This window comes from Denitrobacterium detoxificans (genome assembly GCF_001643775.1).
GTDB classification, from domain to species: Bacteria; Actinomycetota; Coriobacteriia; order Coriobacteriales; family Eggerthellaceae; genus Denitrobacterium; species Denitrobacterium detoxificans.
Genome location: NZ_CP011402.1, coordinates 281,918 through 297,347, shown reverse-complemented (window position 1 = coordinate 297,347; position 15,430 = coordinate 281,918). Strand labels below are relative to the sequence as shown.

Annotated in this window: 11 protein-coding genes; 6 read left to right on the top strand and 5 right to left on the bottom strand. The window is 61.3% G+C overall.

The genetic code is table 11. The features are described from left to right. Positions 1-12: 12 nt before the first annotated feature. Entirely contained in the window at positions 13-2,466 is a 2,454-nt protein-coding gene (locus AAY81_RS01155) for a DMSO/selenate family reductase complex A subunit (RefSeq protein WP_066660381.1), read from the bottom strand. Between the two features lie 231 nt (positions 2,467-2,697). Here AAY81_RS01155 and AAY81_RS01150 point away from each other — a divergent pair, with 231 nt between their 5' ends. Both AAY81_RS01150 and AAY81_RS01145 read left to right on the top strand, forming a co-directional pair. Next, positions 2,698-4,302: a helix-turn-helix domain-containing protein gene (locus AAY81_RS01150; RefSeq protein ID WP_169815772.1), complete on the top strand. Its 1,605-nt coding sequence runs from the start codon at positions 2,698-2,700 to the stop codon at positions 4,300-4,302. A gap of 264 nt (positions 4,303-4,566) precedes the next feature. Continuing rightward, positions 4,567-5,940, top strand: a complete 1,374-nt coding sequence (locus AAY81_RS01145) for an ISL3 family transposase (protein ID WP_066660379.1) — start codon at positions 4,567-4,569, stop codon at positions 5,938-5,940. Here AAY81_RS01145 and AAY81_RS01140 read toward each other — a convergent pair. Continuing rightward, positions 5,937-7,373, bottom strand: a complete 1,437-nt coding sequence (locus tag AAY81_RS01140) for an alanine/glycine:cation symporter family protein (protein ID WP_066660377.1) — start codon at positions 7,371-7,373, stop codon at positions 5,937-5,939. The two genes, AAY81_RS01145 and AAY81_RS01140, sit on opposite strands and share 4 nt — an antisense overlap. A gap of 167 nt (positions 7,374-7,540) precedes the next feature. Between AAY81_RS01140 and AAY81_RS01135 the strand changes: the two genes are divergently transcribed. From AAY81_RS01135 to AAY81_RS01120, 4 genes are read left to right on the top strand one after another with little or no spacing between them, the layout of a single operon-like run. After that, the gene (locus tag AAY81_RS01135; protein ID WP_066660375.1) at positions 7,541-8,110 is read left to right on the top strand and encodes an ECF transporter S component; all 570 of its coding nucleotides are present in this window, start codon (positions 7,541-7,543) and stop codon (positions 8,108-8,110) included. A 2-nt stretch (positions 8,111-8,112) separates the two neighbouring features. Continuing rightward, positions 8,113-8,970 (top strand): energy-coupling factor transporter ATPase, encoded by an 858-nt coding sequence (locus AAY81_RS01130; RefSeq protein ID WP_240480603.1) that lies wholly within the window; start codon positions 8,113-8,115, stop codon positions 8,968-8,970. Continuing rightward, positions 8,967-9,890, top strand: a complete 924-nt coding sequence (locus AAY81_RS01125) for an energy-coupling factor transporter ATPase (protein ID WP_066660372.1) — start codon at positions 8,967-8,969, stop codon at positions 9,888-9,890. The genes AAY81_RS01130 and AAY81_RS01125 overlap by 4 nt, the downstream gene beginning before the upstream one ends. After that, on the top strand, positions 9,883-10,686 hold the full coding sequence (locus AAY81_RS01120) for an energy-coupling factor transporter transmembrane component T family protein (protein WP_066660369.1): 804 nt from the start codon (positions 9,883-9,885) through the stop codon (positions 10,684-10,686). The genes AAY81_RS01125 and AAY81_RS01120 overlap by 8 nt, the downstream gene beginning before the upstream one ends. A gap of 90 nt (positions 10,687-10,776) precedes the next feature. On the opposite strand, the gene AAY81_RS01115 is transcribed toward AAY81_RS01120, so the two are convergent. The 3 genes from AAY81_RS01115 to tgt form a co-directional block, all read right to left on the bottom strand. Then, entirely contained in the window at positions 10,777-11,097 is a 321-nt protein-coding gene (locus tag AAY81_RS01115; RefSeq protein WP_066660367.1) for a DUF1292 domain-containing protein, read from the bottom strand. A 200-nt stretch (positions 11,098-11,297) separates the two neighbouring features. Then, positions 11,298-14,096, bottom strand: coding sequence for a protein translocase subunit SecDF (locus AAY81_RS10060; protein ID WP_074777339.1), 2,799 nt, complete (start codon positions 14,094-14,096; stop codon positions 11,298-11,300). A 179-nt stretch (positions 14,097-14,275) separates the two neighbouring features. Then, positions 14,276-15,424 carry a tRNA guanosine(34) transglycosylase Tgt gene (gene tgt / locus AAY81_RS01105; RefSeq protein WP_066660366.1) on the bottom strand — a complete coding sequence of 383 codons (1,149 nt, stop codon included), beginning with the start codon at positions 15,422-15,424 and terminating at the stop codon, positions 14,276-14,278. Between the last annotated feature and the right edge of the window lie 6 nt (positions 15,425-15,430).

The following is a 15,430-nucleotide window of genomic DNA, read 5'->3' as shown; positions in this document are numbered from 1 at the left end:
TGTCCTCCTCCCTTAGGCCTTGGCCACTTGGGCGATGATGGAATGAGCGGGACCGTTGCCCTTGGCAAGCGGCGTGGGACGGTAGGTGGTCAGCGTGTTCACGCAGCCGCCCTTGTCGATCTTGTCGCCGTCCATGTCGGCGTCATGCCAGGCGCCCTGCGGGATGCCGATGGTGCCAGGGATGATGCGCTCGGTAACCTTCGCCTCGATCTGCATCTTGCCAGCGGGGCTGCTCACCAGGCACATATCGCCATTGGCAATGCCACGGGATTCCGCATCGATGGGGTTGATCCACATCTGCTGACGGCAAGCCTGCTTCAGCTCTTCGATGAAGCCAAAGCTGGAATGCGTGCGGGACTTGTAGTGGAAGCCCGAGCAATACAGCGGGTACTCGCTCGTCACGCTGCCGTAGCCTTCGGGGCCCGCCCAGAACATCGGGATGGCATGAATCTCTTCATCCTCTTCCAGCTCCCAGGTCTCGGCGATCGTAGCCAGCGTCTCGGAGTAAATCTCGATCTTTCCGGAAGGAGTGCCCAGCGGGTTGGCAACGGGGTCGTTGCGGAAGTCTTCCAGGCCAATGGCCGGTTCGCATTCCATCTTGAACACGCCGTCCTTGCGGATCTGATCCCAGGTGGGCATGTTGATGCCATAGCCCTCGACGGGATCGGCAGCAGCGTCGCGGCCCTTGTTGTACAGGTACTCGACCCATTCCTCGTAGCTGCGGCCCTCGGTGTACTCGTCGCGGAAGCCAAGCTTCTCGGCGATATCGGCACACACGTCGTAGCTGTTGCGGCACTCGCCCGGAGCTTCCTGAGCAGGACCGCCCACGGTAACGCCCGTGTAGTACTCGGAATAACCCTGCGTCTGCATGTTCAGCACTTCGGAGCGCATCATGTCGGGCAGCAGGATGTCAGCATACTTGGCGGAGTCGGTCATAACCGTATCCCACACCAGAATGAACTCGCACTTGCTCTCGTCAGCAAGGATTTCGTGCGTCTTGTTCACGTCACCATGCTGGTTGGTCAGGCAGTTGCCGGCGAAGTTCCACAGGAACTTGAGGTCGGTGCCCAGTTCGTCGGCACCCAGGATACCGGAGTTCAGCGCAGTCATCTTCTTGCCGTGGTCGACCGCGTTCAGGTACTGGTACACGGGAAGCTGCGTCTTGTTGGGGTTCTTGAAGGGAATGTTGCCCACCAGATATACGGGAGGCTCGGCTTCGCGCTGACCCGTGTTGGTGCCGGGCAGGCCAATCTGGCCAAGAACCACGGGAACCATGGAAATCATGCGCGACGTATCCTCGCCGTTGCTATGACGCTGCGGACCCCAGCCCTGGCACACGAAGGGAGCCTTGGCGCTTTCCAGGTCCTTGGCGAGCTCGCGGATGCGGCTAGCGGGAATCTGGGTGATGGGAGCAGCCCACTCGGGGGTCTTCTCGACCATGTCGTAGCCCTCGCCCATGATGTAGGCGTAGAACGACTTGTTCTTGCCCTTGGCGCTTTCGGGCATGGTCTCCTCATCGAAGCCCACGCAGTAGGTATGCAGGAAGTTCAGGTCGGCCTTGCCGTCCTTGATGAACTCGTGAATGAGGGCAGCGCACAGGGCGGCGTCGGTGCCGGTGCGGATGGGCAGCCATTCGTCGGCATGGCCCGAAGCGCTCTCGTTCATGCGGTAGTCGATGTTCACGACCTTGCCGCCGCGGCTCTTCACGCCTTCGCGAGCGCGAGCGAAATCCCACGTTGCGTTAGCGCCACCCATGCGGGTGTCGGCGGGGCTGTTGCCGAACATCACGATCAGGTCGGAATGCTGCTCGGCCTCCGTGAAGGAGCTGGCATTCACGTTGTCGTAGGGGCTGAATACGCTACCCAGTTCTTCGTCGAAGCCAAACATATAGGGCATCGCCGCGGAAAGCTGATGGGTAGAGTAGTCGTACAGCTTGCTCACGTAGCCACCAGCAAGAGAAAGCAGGCGATGGCCAACCTTCGACATGCTGAAGTACGTGCCCGTACCATTCATAATGTAAATGGAATTGGGGCCATACGTCTTGTAGGTGTACTCAAGCTGATCGGCAATGGTCTGAATGGCCTCGTCCCAGCTAATGCGCTCGAACTTGCCCTCGCCACGCTTGCCCACGCGCTTCATGGGGTACATCAGGCGGTCGGCGTTGTTCAGCCAACGACGCATGGAACGGCCACGCAGGCAGGCGCGTGCCTGGAAGTCGGCGTCGCCCGTGTTGTCCGTCTCCATGTAAGCGACCTTGCCATCGCGCACGTGCCACTGGAAAATGCAGTTGCCACCGCAGTTCACGTTGCACTGGCTCCAGGCAATGGTGTCAGCATCGGCCGCATGTGCTTCGCCGGCGCTGAAAAGCTCCTGCGAGGCAACGGCGGTTCCGCCTGCTGCAGCCAGGCCCGCGAGAGCGCCCGACGTCTTCACGAACGAGCGCCTGGACATGGATTGCTCCGTCATGCTTCTCCTCCTCTTTCGTCTTGTCTGCTGCGTCGCGTCAGATACCCTTCCCACACGCGACGGTGAATCCACCCTACGCCGTTCGCCGGAACGCCGTGTCACATGAAAGGTGGTAATTTCCCGTTTGCCCAGGTAGATTGCGTCACCCATGTACCCATAGCCCAAGCGGTCGCGCTATACTGCGTGCGCAACACACCATCGGTTACAATATCTACGGGGGAAAGGAGGGGTATGCGAAAAAGCATCGAACAGGCTCTGCGGCCATCGGTTGCCATCCTCGGCTTCGCGCTCTTCCTAGCCATCAATGCGGCAAGCGTATGGGGCGGCGTGTTCCCGTTCCTGCCCCTGGAAAACCAAACGCATGAATTGCTCTTCTGGTTCTACTTTGCGCAATCCGTTTCGTTCTTCGTGATGTTCCTCATCTGTGCGCGCCTGGTATACGTTTCGCACGTGCAACGCATCTTCATGCTTACCACGTCGGGGGCCTCCACGTCGTACGGCCTCGGGTGGATCTGCCTCATCGCATCCATCTACGCATACGACTTCGCCCTGCCGCTGCTTATTGCCGCAGGCGTGCTGCTGGGCGGTGGCGCAGCGGAATTCTACTTGCTCTGGCAGCGCTACTTCGCCAGCACCGAACCCGACCAGGGCACGCGCGCGATGATTGCCGGCGCCGTATACGCTGCCATTATCTACGCAGCCCTCTACCTCATTCCGCGCGCCGTTACCGCATTCCTCATCCCCGTAGTGTTCCTTCCGCTATTCGGCCTAGCCCTCACGCTCAAGAACAGGGAAATTGACTTCGCGCAGCCTATGTTCATGGACAGCCCGCGCGAAAACAGGCGCGTGTACGCTCGCCTCATCCGCGGCACCATGCGCGCCACGCTGGCCATTGGCGCCCTGGCATTTTGCGCGGGCATCATGCGCGCGCTTGCCATCGACAACCCCAGCATCGGCTCGCTCGTGAACATCCTATCCATGTTGGGCATGCTGGCCGCAGCGTCCGTCTTGCTGTATTTCTGGCGTGCGCGTGGCCTGAACCTCAGCATCACGCGTCTTTATCGCGTGGTGTTCCCCCTGGTCATCACTGCACTCGTTATCGTGCCGCTCTGCCCCGAGGGCTACATGCGATGGTTGGCGGCCGGCCCGTACGCGCTCTACGCCATCGCCACCCTACTCGTTATGCTGCAAACGGCTCAGTTTGCACGCGACCAGGGCATTCACCCCGTATACGCCTTCGGGTCCATTGGAGGCATCGTGTACGCCATGCACGATATGGGCTTCCTCATCGGCAGCGCGGGCGACCAGATGGCCCTTTCCGGAACGGACCCCATCATCTTCACCACCGTGGTCACCATCTACCTGCTGGCGCTCATGTTCTTCGTGAGCACCATCGACTTCAAGAAGGAACAGGCCGATATGTTCAGCGACGACCATATCGAGCTCATCACGCCACGCGCACCCCGCCTGTCAGCACCGCAGACCGCCAACCAGGATGCCGCGCAGGAAATAGAGGCCACCCCTCCCATGGAGCAGGCGAAAGTGGAGCCCGCGGGCGACCTTTCCGATTTCTCGCAGCCGAGCACCACGAGCAACGGCTGGCGCGACCGAATCGACAAGCAGGCCAAACTGCTGCAACGCGATTTCGGCCTGTCGAATCGCGAGGCCGAGGTGGTCAAGCTCGTATGCCAAGGCAACACGGTGCCCAGCATCTCCGAGCAGCTCTACATTTCGGAAAACACCGTGCGTACGCACATGAAGCGCCTGTACACGAAGCTGGGCATCCATAAGAAGCAGGAGCTCATCGACCTGGCGCATTCGTACAAGACCAGGTAAGTTCCCAGAAAAGCAACGAGGCGGCCCGCATGAGCCGCCTCGTATCGTTTACTTGAGCCCCGCGGGCATCCGTACGCCCTAGCGCGCACTCACCACGGGGATTTCCGGCTCTTCGGTGGTTTCTGTGGGAGAGATTCCGGCATAGGCCCAGCTCAGCGGGCGAAAACAACGATCTGGAACTGAAACGGCCCCGGGAGGGGCCGTTTCCGCGTCATCCGCCTATGATTGCTAAGCCAAATTCAGACAACCGAAGAGGTGTGACGCATGAAGAGTCTACTACTTCTCGCCCTCGGTCTGGCCCGCACGGTCGTCCTGGGCGCGCGCATCGAGGCCGAGCGCATCGTCGTGAGCGTCCGGCCCTACAAGCGCGAGCAGCGCCGCTGCCCCGTATGCGGCAGGGCCTGCGACTTCTACGACATGGCGAACCGCGGGGCCCCCAGGCTGTGGAGGGCGATGGACCTGGCGCGCTCGGCCTGCTACCTGGAGTACGCGCCCTGCAGGGTGCGCTGCCCGGAGCACGGCGTGCGCACCGAGGCCGTCCCCTGGGCGCGGCACGGGGCGCGCTTCACGCGTGACTTCGAGGACTGGGTGGCGTGGCTGGCGGTCCGCTGCACCGCCTCGGCGGTCTCCGAGCTCGCCCGCGTCGAGTGGCACAGCGTGGGCGGCGTGTGCAGGCGCGTCTACGCCGAGCTGGAGGCCGCGCGCGGCGCCTCGAGGTTCGACGGCGTGCGCCGCATCGGCATCGACGAGACGTCGTACAAGAAGGGCCACAAGTACGTCACGGTGGTCGTCGACCACGACCGCGGCTGCCTCATCTGGGCGCACGAGGGCACCGGCAAGGACGTGCTCAACCTGTTCCTCGACGAGCTCACGCGCGAGCAGAGGCGCGCCATAGAGGTGGTGACCGCCGACGGCGCGAGGTGGATAAGGCAGCTGGTCAAGCGCCGCTGCCCCAACGCGAGGTGGGTCATGGACCCCTTCCACGTGGTCCAGTGGATGAACGACGCGCTCGACGCCGTGCGCTGCGAGGAGTGGAACGCCGCCAGGGCCGCCGCCAGGGCCGCCAGGCCCAGGCCCGAGGGCAAGCGCGGCAGGCCTGCCAAAGGCGAGCTGCCGCCCGAGGAGGTCAGGGCGCTCGAGGAGGAGGCGGCCTCCATCAAGGGCAGCCGCTACGCGCTCGTGAAGAACCCCGAGGACCTCACCGACGGCCAGAGGGCGAGGCTCGAGGCGCTCAAGAAGAGGGCCGGCTCGCGGCTGGTCAGGGCCTGGGAGCTCAAGGAGGACCTGCGGGCCGTCTTCCGGGCAGCCGACGGCTCCGAGGCCGCCGAGCTGCTCGACGACTGGATGCACAGGGCCGCCTACTGCAAGATCGCCAAGGTCGTCGCCGTGGAGAAGAAGGTGCGCCGCCGGCGCGACGACATCATCGCCGCAGTCGAGCTCGGCATCAGCAACGGGCGCGTAGAGGCCATCAACAACAAGATCAAGGTGACGGTGAGGATGGGCTACGGCTTCCGCAACACCGACAACCTCGTGGCCCTGCTCATGCTCAGGTGCGGCGACTGCCAGCCCCAGCTCCCGGGTCGCCCGGTGAAGGCGAGGAAGAAGGGCGTGAAGGGAGCGAAGAGCGTTGCTGCCTAGGCTAGCCCCTTGTCACACAAACTACCGAAGCCTCGGATTTCCACGTCTTCGGCCTCGTCGAGGTGGCCGTCGTAGACATAATGCTTCGTATCACGTGCGATGACGCCCGACAGGGCCAGCACGATGATGATGTTGGGAATGACCATGAGCGCGTTGCCGATGTCGCTGATCGTCCAAACCACATCGCCCACGCCCAGGGCGCCAGCAATGCCAACCAATACGTAGATAACCTGGTAGGGACGCGTGCCCTTCTGGCCAAACAGGTACACCACGCAGCGATTGCCGTAGTAGCTCCAACCCAAGATGGTGGAATACGCAAAGCTCACCATGCCCAGCACCAGAATGGGCGTTCCCACGTACGGAATGCTGCTGAACGCGGCACTTGCCAGGGCCGCACCTTCCGTAATGGTGCCGCCATCGATGATTCCAGGGTTCGCGAGCAGCGTGGACGTAAGCACGATGCCCGTGATAGCGCAGATGACAACCGTAGACCAAAACGCGCCCGTCATGGCAACCAGAGCCTGGCGCGCGGGATTGCGCGTAGCGGCAGCAGCCGCCACGATGGGAGCGGTGCCCAGGCCGGCCTCGTTGCTGAACAGGCCGCGCGCGCAGCCATACTGCAGAGCCACCATGATGCCGCTACCCACGGCACCACCAAAGGCAGCCTTGGGCGTAAACGCGCATTCGAAGATGGTGGAAATGGCAGGACCGACATACGGAGCATTCAGGATCATGATGATGGCGCAGCCCAGCACGTACACCACCGCCATGATGGGAACGAGCTTTTCGCACACGCGCGCGATGGACTTCACGCCACCGAAGATGACGAGTGCCACGCACAGCGCGATGATGATGGCGATTGCCGCTGCGGGCACGCCAGGGAAGCTCGACTCGATGATGCCCGTCATAGCCGCAGACTGCACGGCACTACCCGTGCCCAGCGTAGCGACAATGGCGAACAGGCAGAACAAAACGGCGCCCGCATGCGCCCAGCGAGGCGTGGTGCCGTCGGGGCGCTTGAACGCGCGCTCCCAGGCATACATGGCACCGCCAAGCATTTCCCCACGGGAATCCTTCACGCGGTACTTCACGGCCGCGTAGACTTCCGTGTACTTGGTTGCCATGCCGAAGACGCCCGTGATCCACATCCAGAACACGGCACCCGGGCCGCCCGCCAGAATGGCCGTGGCAACGCCCACGATGGAACCCGTGCCCACCGTTGCGGCAAGTGCCGTGGCAAGAGCGCCGAACTGGCTCACGTCGCCTTCAGCGTCTTCATCTTGGGCAACCGAAAGCCTAATGGCCGTGGGAAGCTTGCGCTGAATGAACCCCGTACGGAACGACAGGAAAAGATGCGACCCGAGGAGCAGGCAGATCATGACCGGCCCCCATACGAATGCATCAATTTGGTTGAGTATCGCGATAATATCCATAACAGGTCAAAAGTATACGTGTTTACGGCCATTCGCGCACCCCATCATGATAAAGCGCACATTCCGTGTCGTATGCGGAGGCAGGCGCTCCCTATCCAATGCCTGCATATGGCTACGCTATAATGAGCGCTTGCGAATCATAAGCATTCACAGGGAAAGAAGACCGCATGCCTACGATGCAGAACACCAACCGCTGGGAGACGAAGGAACTCGTAATCATGGCCCTCATGTGCGCCATCAGCGTGATCCTGAGCTTCATCGAATTCCCTATCATCCCCGGCATCACCTGGCTGAAATTCGACGCCTCCGCCATGCCCGCCATGGTGAGCGGCTTCGCATACGGCCCCGTAGCCGGTATCGTCGTGGGCATCGTAAGCGCGCTTATCCACGCCATGATCATGGGCGACTGGGTAGGCGGCCTCATGAACGTCATCGTCATCATCGCCATGGTTGGCCCCAGCGCCGCCATCTACGCCCGCAAGCATACGTTTGCCGGCGCCGTTATCGGCCTGCTCGTGGGCATCGTCTGCATGACTGCTGCCGCCATCGTGTCGAACCTGATCATCGATCCGTTCTACCTGGGCATGCCCCTGGAAGCGGTTGCCGGCCTGATCCTGCCCGCGCTCCTGCCGTTCAACATTGCGAAGAGCGTTATCAACTCGGTGCTCACCTTGGTGGTCTACAAGTCCATCAGCAACCTCATCACGCCTAAGAAGAGCCAGGTGAAAGGCCGATAGCTATGGCCACTAGCCAGTCCTGCCCCATAGTCGACTTTCAGGAGGCCACGTTCACGTACGACGGCGAACGCCTGGTCCTAAATGGCATCGACCTCGCAATCCAAGAGGGTGAGTTCATTGCCATCCTGGGTGGCAATGGCAGCGGCAAGAGCACGCTCGCCAAGCACGTCAACGCCCTGCTCGCACCCGATTCGGGCTCGGTGCACGTCCTGGGTCGCGCCACGTCCGACGCCCAGGAAACGTACTTCATCCGCAGCAAGGCGGGCATGGTATTCCAGAATCCCGACGATCAGTTGGTAGCCAGCCTCATCGAGGACGACGTTGCCTTTGGCCCGGAAAATCTGGGCATTCCCAATCCCGAACTACGTGAACGCGTAACCCAAGCGCTTGAACGCGTGGGCCTGCAGGGCTTCGAGCTCCGCGAGACCACGGCCCTTTCGGGCGGGCAGAAACAACGCGTGGCCATTGCCGGCGTGCTCGCCATGCAACCACGCATCCTCATCCTCGACGAAGCAAGCGCCATGCTCGACCCGCGCGGTCGTGCGGGCCTGCTGCGCGTGGCGCACGAGCTGAACGACGAGGGCATGACGGTCATCATGATCACCCACTTCATGGAAGAAGCCGCGCAAGCCGATCGCGTATTCGTGATGGAGGCAGGCACCGTTGCTCTTTCCGGCACGCCAAGCCAAGTGTTTTCCCAGATAGACAAGCTAGCGCATCTGCATCTGGACACGCCCTTCGCAGCGCATATGAGCCTTCTGCTCCAGAAACGCGGCGTACCCGTACCCGTGTGCATGTCCGAAGAAGAGCTCGCACGCGAGGTACGCGCGCTGCTCGCGGGGGAAGGCGGCCAGGCATGATCGAATTCCAGAACGTCAGCTATACGTACCGTACCGCCGAAGGGAAACGCGCGCGCAAGAAGCGCAACGAGCCCGCCGAGGTACCCGCCGACTGGGGCAATGCGCCCTCGGCCTATTGGGCGCTTCACAACGTGAGCTTCACCCTGAACGACGGCGAGTTCTTCGGCATCGCCGGGCACACTGGCAGCGGCAAGAGCACGCTCATTCAGCATATGAACGGGCTGCTGCAGCCCTCGCGTGGCTACGTGCTGGTCGATGGCGTGGACATTTCGGAAAAGAACGCCGCCACAAAAGCGCGCTCGCACGTAGGCGTGGTCTTCCAGTATCCCGAGCATCAGCTGTTCGCCGCAACGGTATTCGAGGACGTAGCCTTCGGTCCGCGTAACATGGGCCTTTCCGGCGAGGAAGTCGAACGTCGCTACGCCGAGGCCATGAAACTCGTCGAACTCGACCCCGAGCAACTACGCGACATAAGTCCCTTCGAGCTTTCGGGAGGTCAGCAGCGTCGCGTTGCCTTTGCGGGCGTACTTGCCATGCAACCGAAGACGCTCATCCTAGACGAGCCCGTAGCGGGCCTGGACCCTCACGCACGCGAGGAATTCCTTGCATTCATCCAGCGCCTGCACCACAACGAGGGCCTTACCGTGGTCATGGTGTCGCACGACATGGACGACCTGGCCCGTTTCTGCGACCGCATCCTCATTCTAAATCGCGGCGAAGAATTCGCGCTCGGCACGCCCGATGAGGTATTCGCTGATGCGGAAGCCTGCAAGGGAATCGGCCTGGGAGTGCCCGCAGCGCAGCACTTGGCAAACACCCTAGCCAGCGAAGGCGTGGCATTGCCCGCACATAATGGGCTCTACACGGCCGCCGAGCTTGCAGACGCCATCGCATCGCTCTACGAGGCAGCCCATGAATAGGGCGCTGTTCGGCAAATACTGGTCGGGCGAAAGCCCCCTGCATCGCATGGATTCGCGCGCCAAGCTTACGTTCGTGGTGCTCGTGATGGTGGCCATCTTCTGCGCCAGCTCATACGCCGCATTGGGCCTTTGCGCGGCATTTCTGCTTGCATGCATCCTTATCGCGCGCATTCCCCTGCCCCAGGCCGTGCGCTCCATCGGGCCGCTGTTCTTCATCGTGATCATCACGGCCCTGCTCAACGTCTTCTTCGTGCAAGGCGGCACGGTCTACGTTACCGCAGGCCCACTGCAGATCAGCCAAGCAGGCATACACAACGCCGTATTCCTGGGCATTCGCCTTACGCTGCTGCTCATTGACGCCAGCCTGCTCACGCTTACCACCACCACACTCGACCTTACCGACGGCATCGAAGCGGTTCTGGCGCCGCTGCGCCGCATAGGCTTCCCCGCCCATGAGTTCAGCATGATCATGGGCATTGCATTGCGCTTCGTGCCGCAGTTCGTTACCGAGCTACACACCATTCGCGCCGCCCAGCTCTCGCGCGGAGCGAAGCTTGCCACCAGCCCACTGAGGGGTGGCATCTCGAGCCTGACAAGCCTCATGATCCCGCTGTTTACCAGCGCGTTTCGTCATGCTGAAACGCTTTCCGCGGCCATGGACGCGCGCTGCTACCACGGCGCAGAAGGCCGCACGAAGCTGAAGCCACTCGCATTCACGAGCGTCGACGCGCGCGGGGCAATCGCCGTAGCGTGCCTCGTCGTTGCAGTTATCGCGATGCGCGTGGCAGGGCTATAGCCCCACAACCCAATGAAATAGAAAAGGCCTGGATGACCCCAAACTGGCACATGCCAGGCGGGGCCCATCCAGGCCTTCCAACTTCATGCCCTATTCGAAGTCGTACAGGTCCTTCGCGGCAATCTTGAACTCGTTATAGGCGGCGATGGCCGTATCCTCCTCGGTGACGAGCTCGAATGCCAGGGGCTGGCCCTCTTCGTCAAGTTCGGTGACTTCCATAACCAGAATCTCGCCCGAAGACAATGCGGGCTCGTCTTCCGTAACGGGGAAGAAGAAGCCATAACGAGCCTCGTTCATGAGAATGAGGCCCAGGAACTCCAGGTTAACCTGCTCGCCCTTCTCGTCCTCGAACGTAAAGACCGTACCCTCCTGCTCGGGCGGGGCAAAATTCGGTGCGCTTCCAGTCCTCATAACCCTATCCTTTCACGCGCCATAGCGCGGTCGTATTCGTAATTGCAACTACCATAGTAGCGCCTTGCCAGCCCCTACGGCTCGCGCACGCGGCGGCACCACAGCAAAGGAAGAATTCCGTTGCGGCCTCGTAATGCGGGCACGAAAAAACCGGGCCAGGTACACCCCAGCCCGGTTCAAGAGACCCACGTAAAGAGCGACTACTCTTCAGCGCCCTCCGACGTATGCTTCGCAGCCTCCTCGGACGCCTCTTCGAATTTCTCGCGATCGACGATGCGAATCTCAGGCTGAGCAGCCTCATGCGTCTTCTTTTTCTTCGCCTGTTTACGCGCAGCCGCACGCTTTTCCTTGGCAATCTGCGCTGCGGATTTCTGCTCGGCCTGCTCCTGCTGCTTCGGCTGAGCGGAAGCTTCCTTTTCGGCTACGGCCACAGCGGGCTTCGCCGCTTCCGCTTCCTTTTCGGGAGCAGCATAGGTAAGCGAGCCACGCGACGTGGCAAAGCGACCGACCTCGTTGCCGTACTTCTTCGTGAGGTTCACGTTCTTTTCCTCGCGAGACTTCCAAATGGCGAACAGCGGGCAGGCGATGGCGATGGACGAATACGCACCGGCGAGCAGGCCGATTACCATGGCGAACGCGAAGTCCTGCAGCGTTTCGCTACCGAACAGCAGCATGGCGAATACCGGGATGATCGACGTGAGCGTGGTGTTGATGGAGCGGATGAACACCTGGTTCATAGAGTGATTTGCCATGGTCATGAACGTGCAAGGCACTTCAGAATGCTCCATGTTGTCGCTAATGCGGTGGAACACGACCACCGTGTCGTAGAGCGAGTAACCCAGAATGGTAAGCAGTGCAGCAACCACGTTGGGGTTAATCTCGCGTCCAACCAGGGCGTAGATGCCCACAACAAGCAAGATGTCGTGCACCAGGGCCACAATGGCGGTAACGCCCATCTTGTACTGGCGGAAGCGCAGCGCAATGTAGACGATGATCAGGATGAACGACACGATGAGGGCAATGAACATGGCCTGGATGACGCTCGTGCCCCAGTCGGGACCGATAGTGCTCACCTGGAAGTTATTGGAAGAAAGACCCAGGCTGTTGGCAACCGTCATGGCCTCGCCAGCCGACTCCGCAGCATCGGCATTCGTGGTGCGCACGATGAAGCCAGCCTCGCCATTGTTCGCGGTGGTCTGGATGACGGCATCGGGTTCGCCCGCTTCGGCAAACGCACTGCGCATCTGGTCGGTGGTCACGCTGCCCGTATCGGTAAACGTGATGCTGGTACCGCCAATGAACTCAATGCCCAGGTTCAGGCCGCGTACGCCAATGATCACGGCGCTGAGCACCATGACGACGGCGGCAACGGTGAGGAACACCTTGCGGTAGCCCAGGAAGTTGATGTCGTGCTTGATGAAGCGACCCTTCACCTTGGAAGCGGCCTGCGCAGCAGCCGTGCCGCGCTCGCCGCCCTTGCGGGTCGCGTAGGTCTCGTTGTCGGCAGAGTTGATGGCCTCGAGGGAAACGGCAGTCTCAACCGTTTCGCCTTCGGCTTCCGAAAGCTCCTTGTACACGCCAGCGGCAGCCTGGCAATCGCTCACGCCCCAGAAGCCCGGATGCTTCGCGATGGCACGCGGGGCAAGCAGGCGGATGAGCGGAGCCTTGAAGACGAGCATCATCACGATGTCGCACATAATGCCCAGCGCCAGCGTGAGGCCGAAGCCCTTGACGCCACTGGAAGCCAGGAAGAACAGCGACAGAGCCGTAACCAAAGACACCAAGTCGGCGTCGATGGAGGTCAGGATGCCGTGACGAACGCCCGTGATGGATGCCGCGCGTACGCTGCGACCGAAGCGAATCTCTTCCCTGAAGCGCTCCAAGGTAAGAATGGACGAGTCGGCCGCCATACCAATGGTAAGAACGATGCCGGCAACGCCGGAAAGGGACAGGCTAAACAGGCCGAAATGAGAAAGCGTGGCGAGCAAGCCCAGATACAGCACCGAGAACACCGCGATAGCGGCGGCGGTGATCATGCCCAGGCCACGATAGAAGAACAGCAGGTAGAGCATAACCAGCAGGATGCCAGCCAGAGCCACGAGCACGCCAGATGCCAGGGCGTCCTGACCGAGCGTGGGGCCTACCGTCTGGCTCTGCGCGTAGGTGAAGCTCACGGGCAGCGAACCGCTTTCGAGCACCGTCTTCAGCGCCTTGGCCTCGTCTTGCGAGTAGTTGCCGGTGATGGACACCTGGCCCGTGGTGATTTCGGACTGCACGGCGGGAGCGGAGTTCACCACGCCGTCGAGGATAATGACGATCTTGCCGTGGTCATCGACCAGGTCGGCACTGGCCTCGGCAAATGCCTGTGTGCCTTCGGCGTCGAGCGAAATGTTGACCGCGTAGTACGGGCTACCCTCGCTCTGCTTGTCGATGGTGACGCTCTGGATGTTTGCGCCCGTTACGATGGGCGTGTACGTGCCCTCTTCAACGGTAAGCTGGGAGCCGCCTTCCGAGGGAAGCGTATTGCCGTAGTCGTCGGTAACGGTGGTTGACGTGGTCAGATTGCCAGAATCAATCTTCTGCTGCACGTCTGCATCGGTGAACGAGTCGAGGCGCGCAAATTCCAGGTTACCGGTACGCCCGATGGTATCGAGCGCTTCCTGGGTGTCGGAGATGCCAGGAATCTGAACCAGAATCTGGTTATTGCCCTGAATCTGAACGGTGGCTTCCGAAGCACCCAAGGCGTTAACGCGCGACTCGATGATGTCGCGACTGATTTCCATGTCTTCCTGGCTCACGCTGTCGCCATCGGTGCTGTTTGCGGTAAGCACCACGGAAAGACCGCCCTGGATATCCAGGCCCTGGTTGATCTTTTCCTGCGGCGGCATGAACATGAACACCGAGCCCACCACGAGGAGGGTGAGCAAGATGAGCAGCCAGACGTTGCGGCGGTTGTTGCCGCTTACATGCTTGCGCTTCTTGGTATTAGATTCTGCCATTAGATTCCCTTTGTTTCCCGTATTCGGGGCCCCTTGCCCCGTTTAACCGCATACAAAACCGCGGTTAACATTGCATTATGTCACAACAAGGAGAACGCTCCAACCGCATAACGCGCGATGGGCCCCATTGGAGCCCATCGAAGTAGCAATTACGTTGGCCCACGCGGTGCGGAGCGATCCTAGTAGTCGTTCGCGCCCGCGCTGGCCATCCACGCCTCGTAGAATTCCTCGTACGCATCGGCCAGAACGGCTTCGCGCGCCTTTTCCATAAGGTGGATGAGGAAGTATAGGTTGTGCTCGGAAAGCAGCATGCCGCCCAGCATCTCGTTCTGCTTCACCAGGTGACGCAGGTACGCGCGACTGTAGTTGCGGCACACAGGGCAATCGCACTCGTGATCGAGCGCCGTGAAGTCGTGCGCGTACTTTGCGTTGCGCAGGTTCATGCGACCCTGGCTGGAAAACGCCGTGCCCATGCGGCCCGTACGCGTGGGAAGCACGCAGTCGAACATGTCCACACCCTCGCGCACGGCGCGCACGAGCGTGGTGGGATTGCCCACGCCCATGAGGTAGCGGGGACGATCTTCCGGAAGCGCACGCGTGGCCTCGCCCAGCGTTTCGAACATGACCTCGTGGTCTTCGCCCACGGAATAGCCGCCAATGCCGAAGCCGGCAAACCCGCGCATGCCCGCCGCCTTGGCGCGCTCTTCCGCTTCCATCAGGCGCTTCGCGCTCTCCAGACGCAGATCCATATGCATGCCACCCTGCTCGATGCCGAACAGGCCCTGATCGGGACGTGTATGCGCCATCAGGCAACGCTCGGCCCATTCCCAGGAAAGCTTCGTGGACGCGGCGACGTCGTGCTTTTCGGCCGGATAGCCAATGCACTGGTCGAGCTGCATGGCGATGTCGGCGCCAATGCGCTGCTGGATGTCCATGTTGATATCGGGCGTCCAACGATGCTTGCTGCCGTCGTAATCGAGCGCCTTGAAGTTCACGCCGTCGTTGTCGGTCTTCATCATGTGATTCAGGCTAAACAGCTGGAATCCGCCCGAGTCGGTGAGCATGGGGCCGTCGTAGTTCATGAACTTCTGCACGCCACCGGCCTCTTCGATGATCTCGACGCCGGGACGCATGTACAGATGATAGGTATTCGCAAGCACGACCTGGCTTTTCAGCTCGTGCAGCACGTCGACGGTAATGCCCTTCACCGTGGCATGCGTGCCAACGGGCATGAACATGGGCGTGCGCACCGTTCCGTGCGCCGTTTCGAACGTGAGCGCGCGGGCGTTGCCACTGCGCGCCTCAATGGTTACGTCAAATAGGGCCATAGTCTT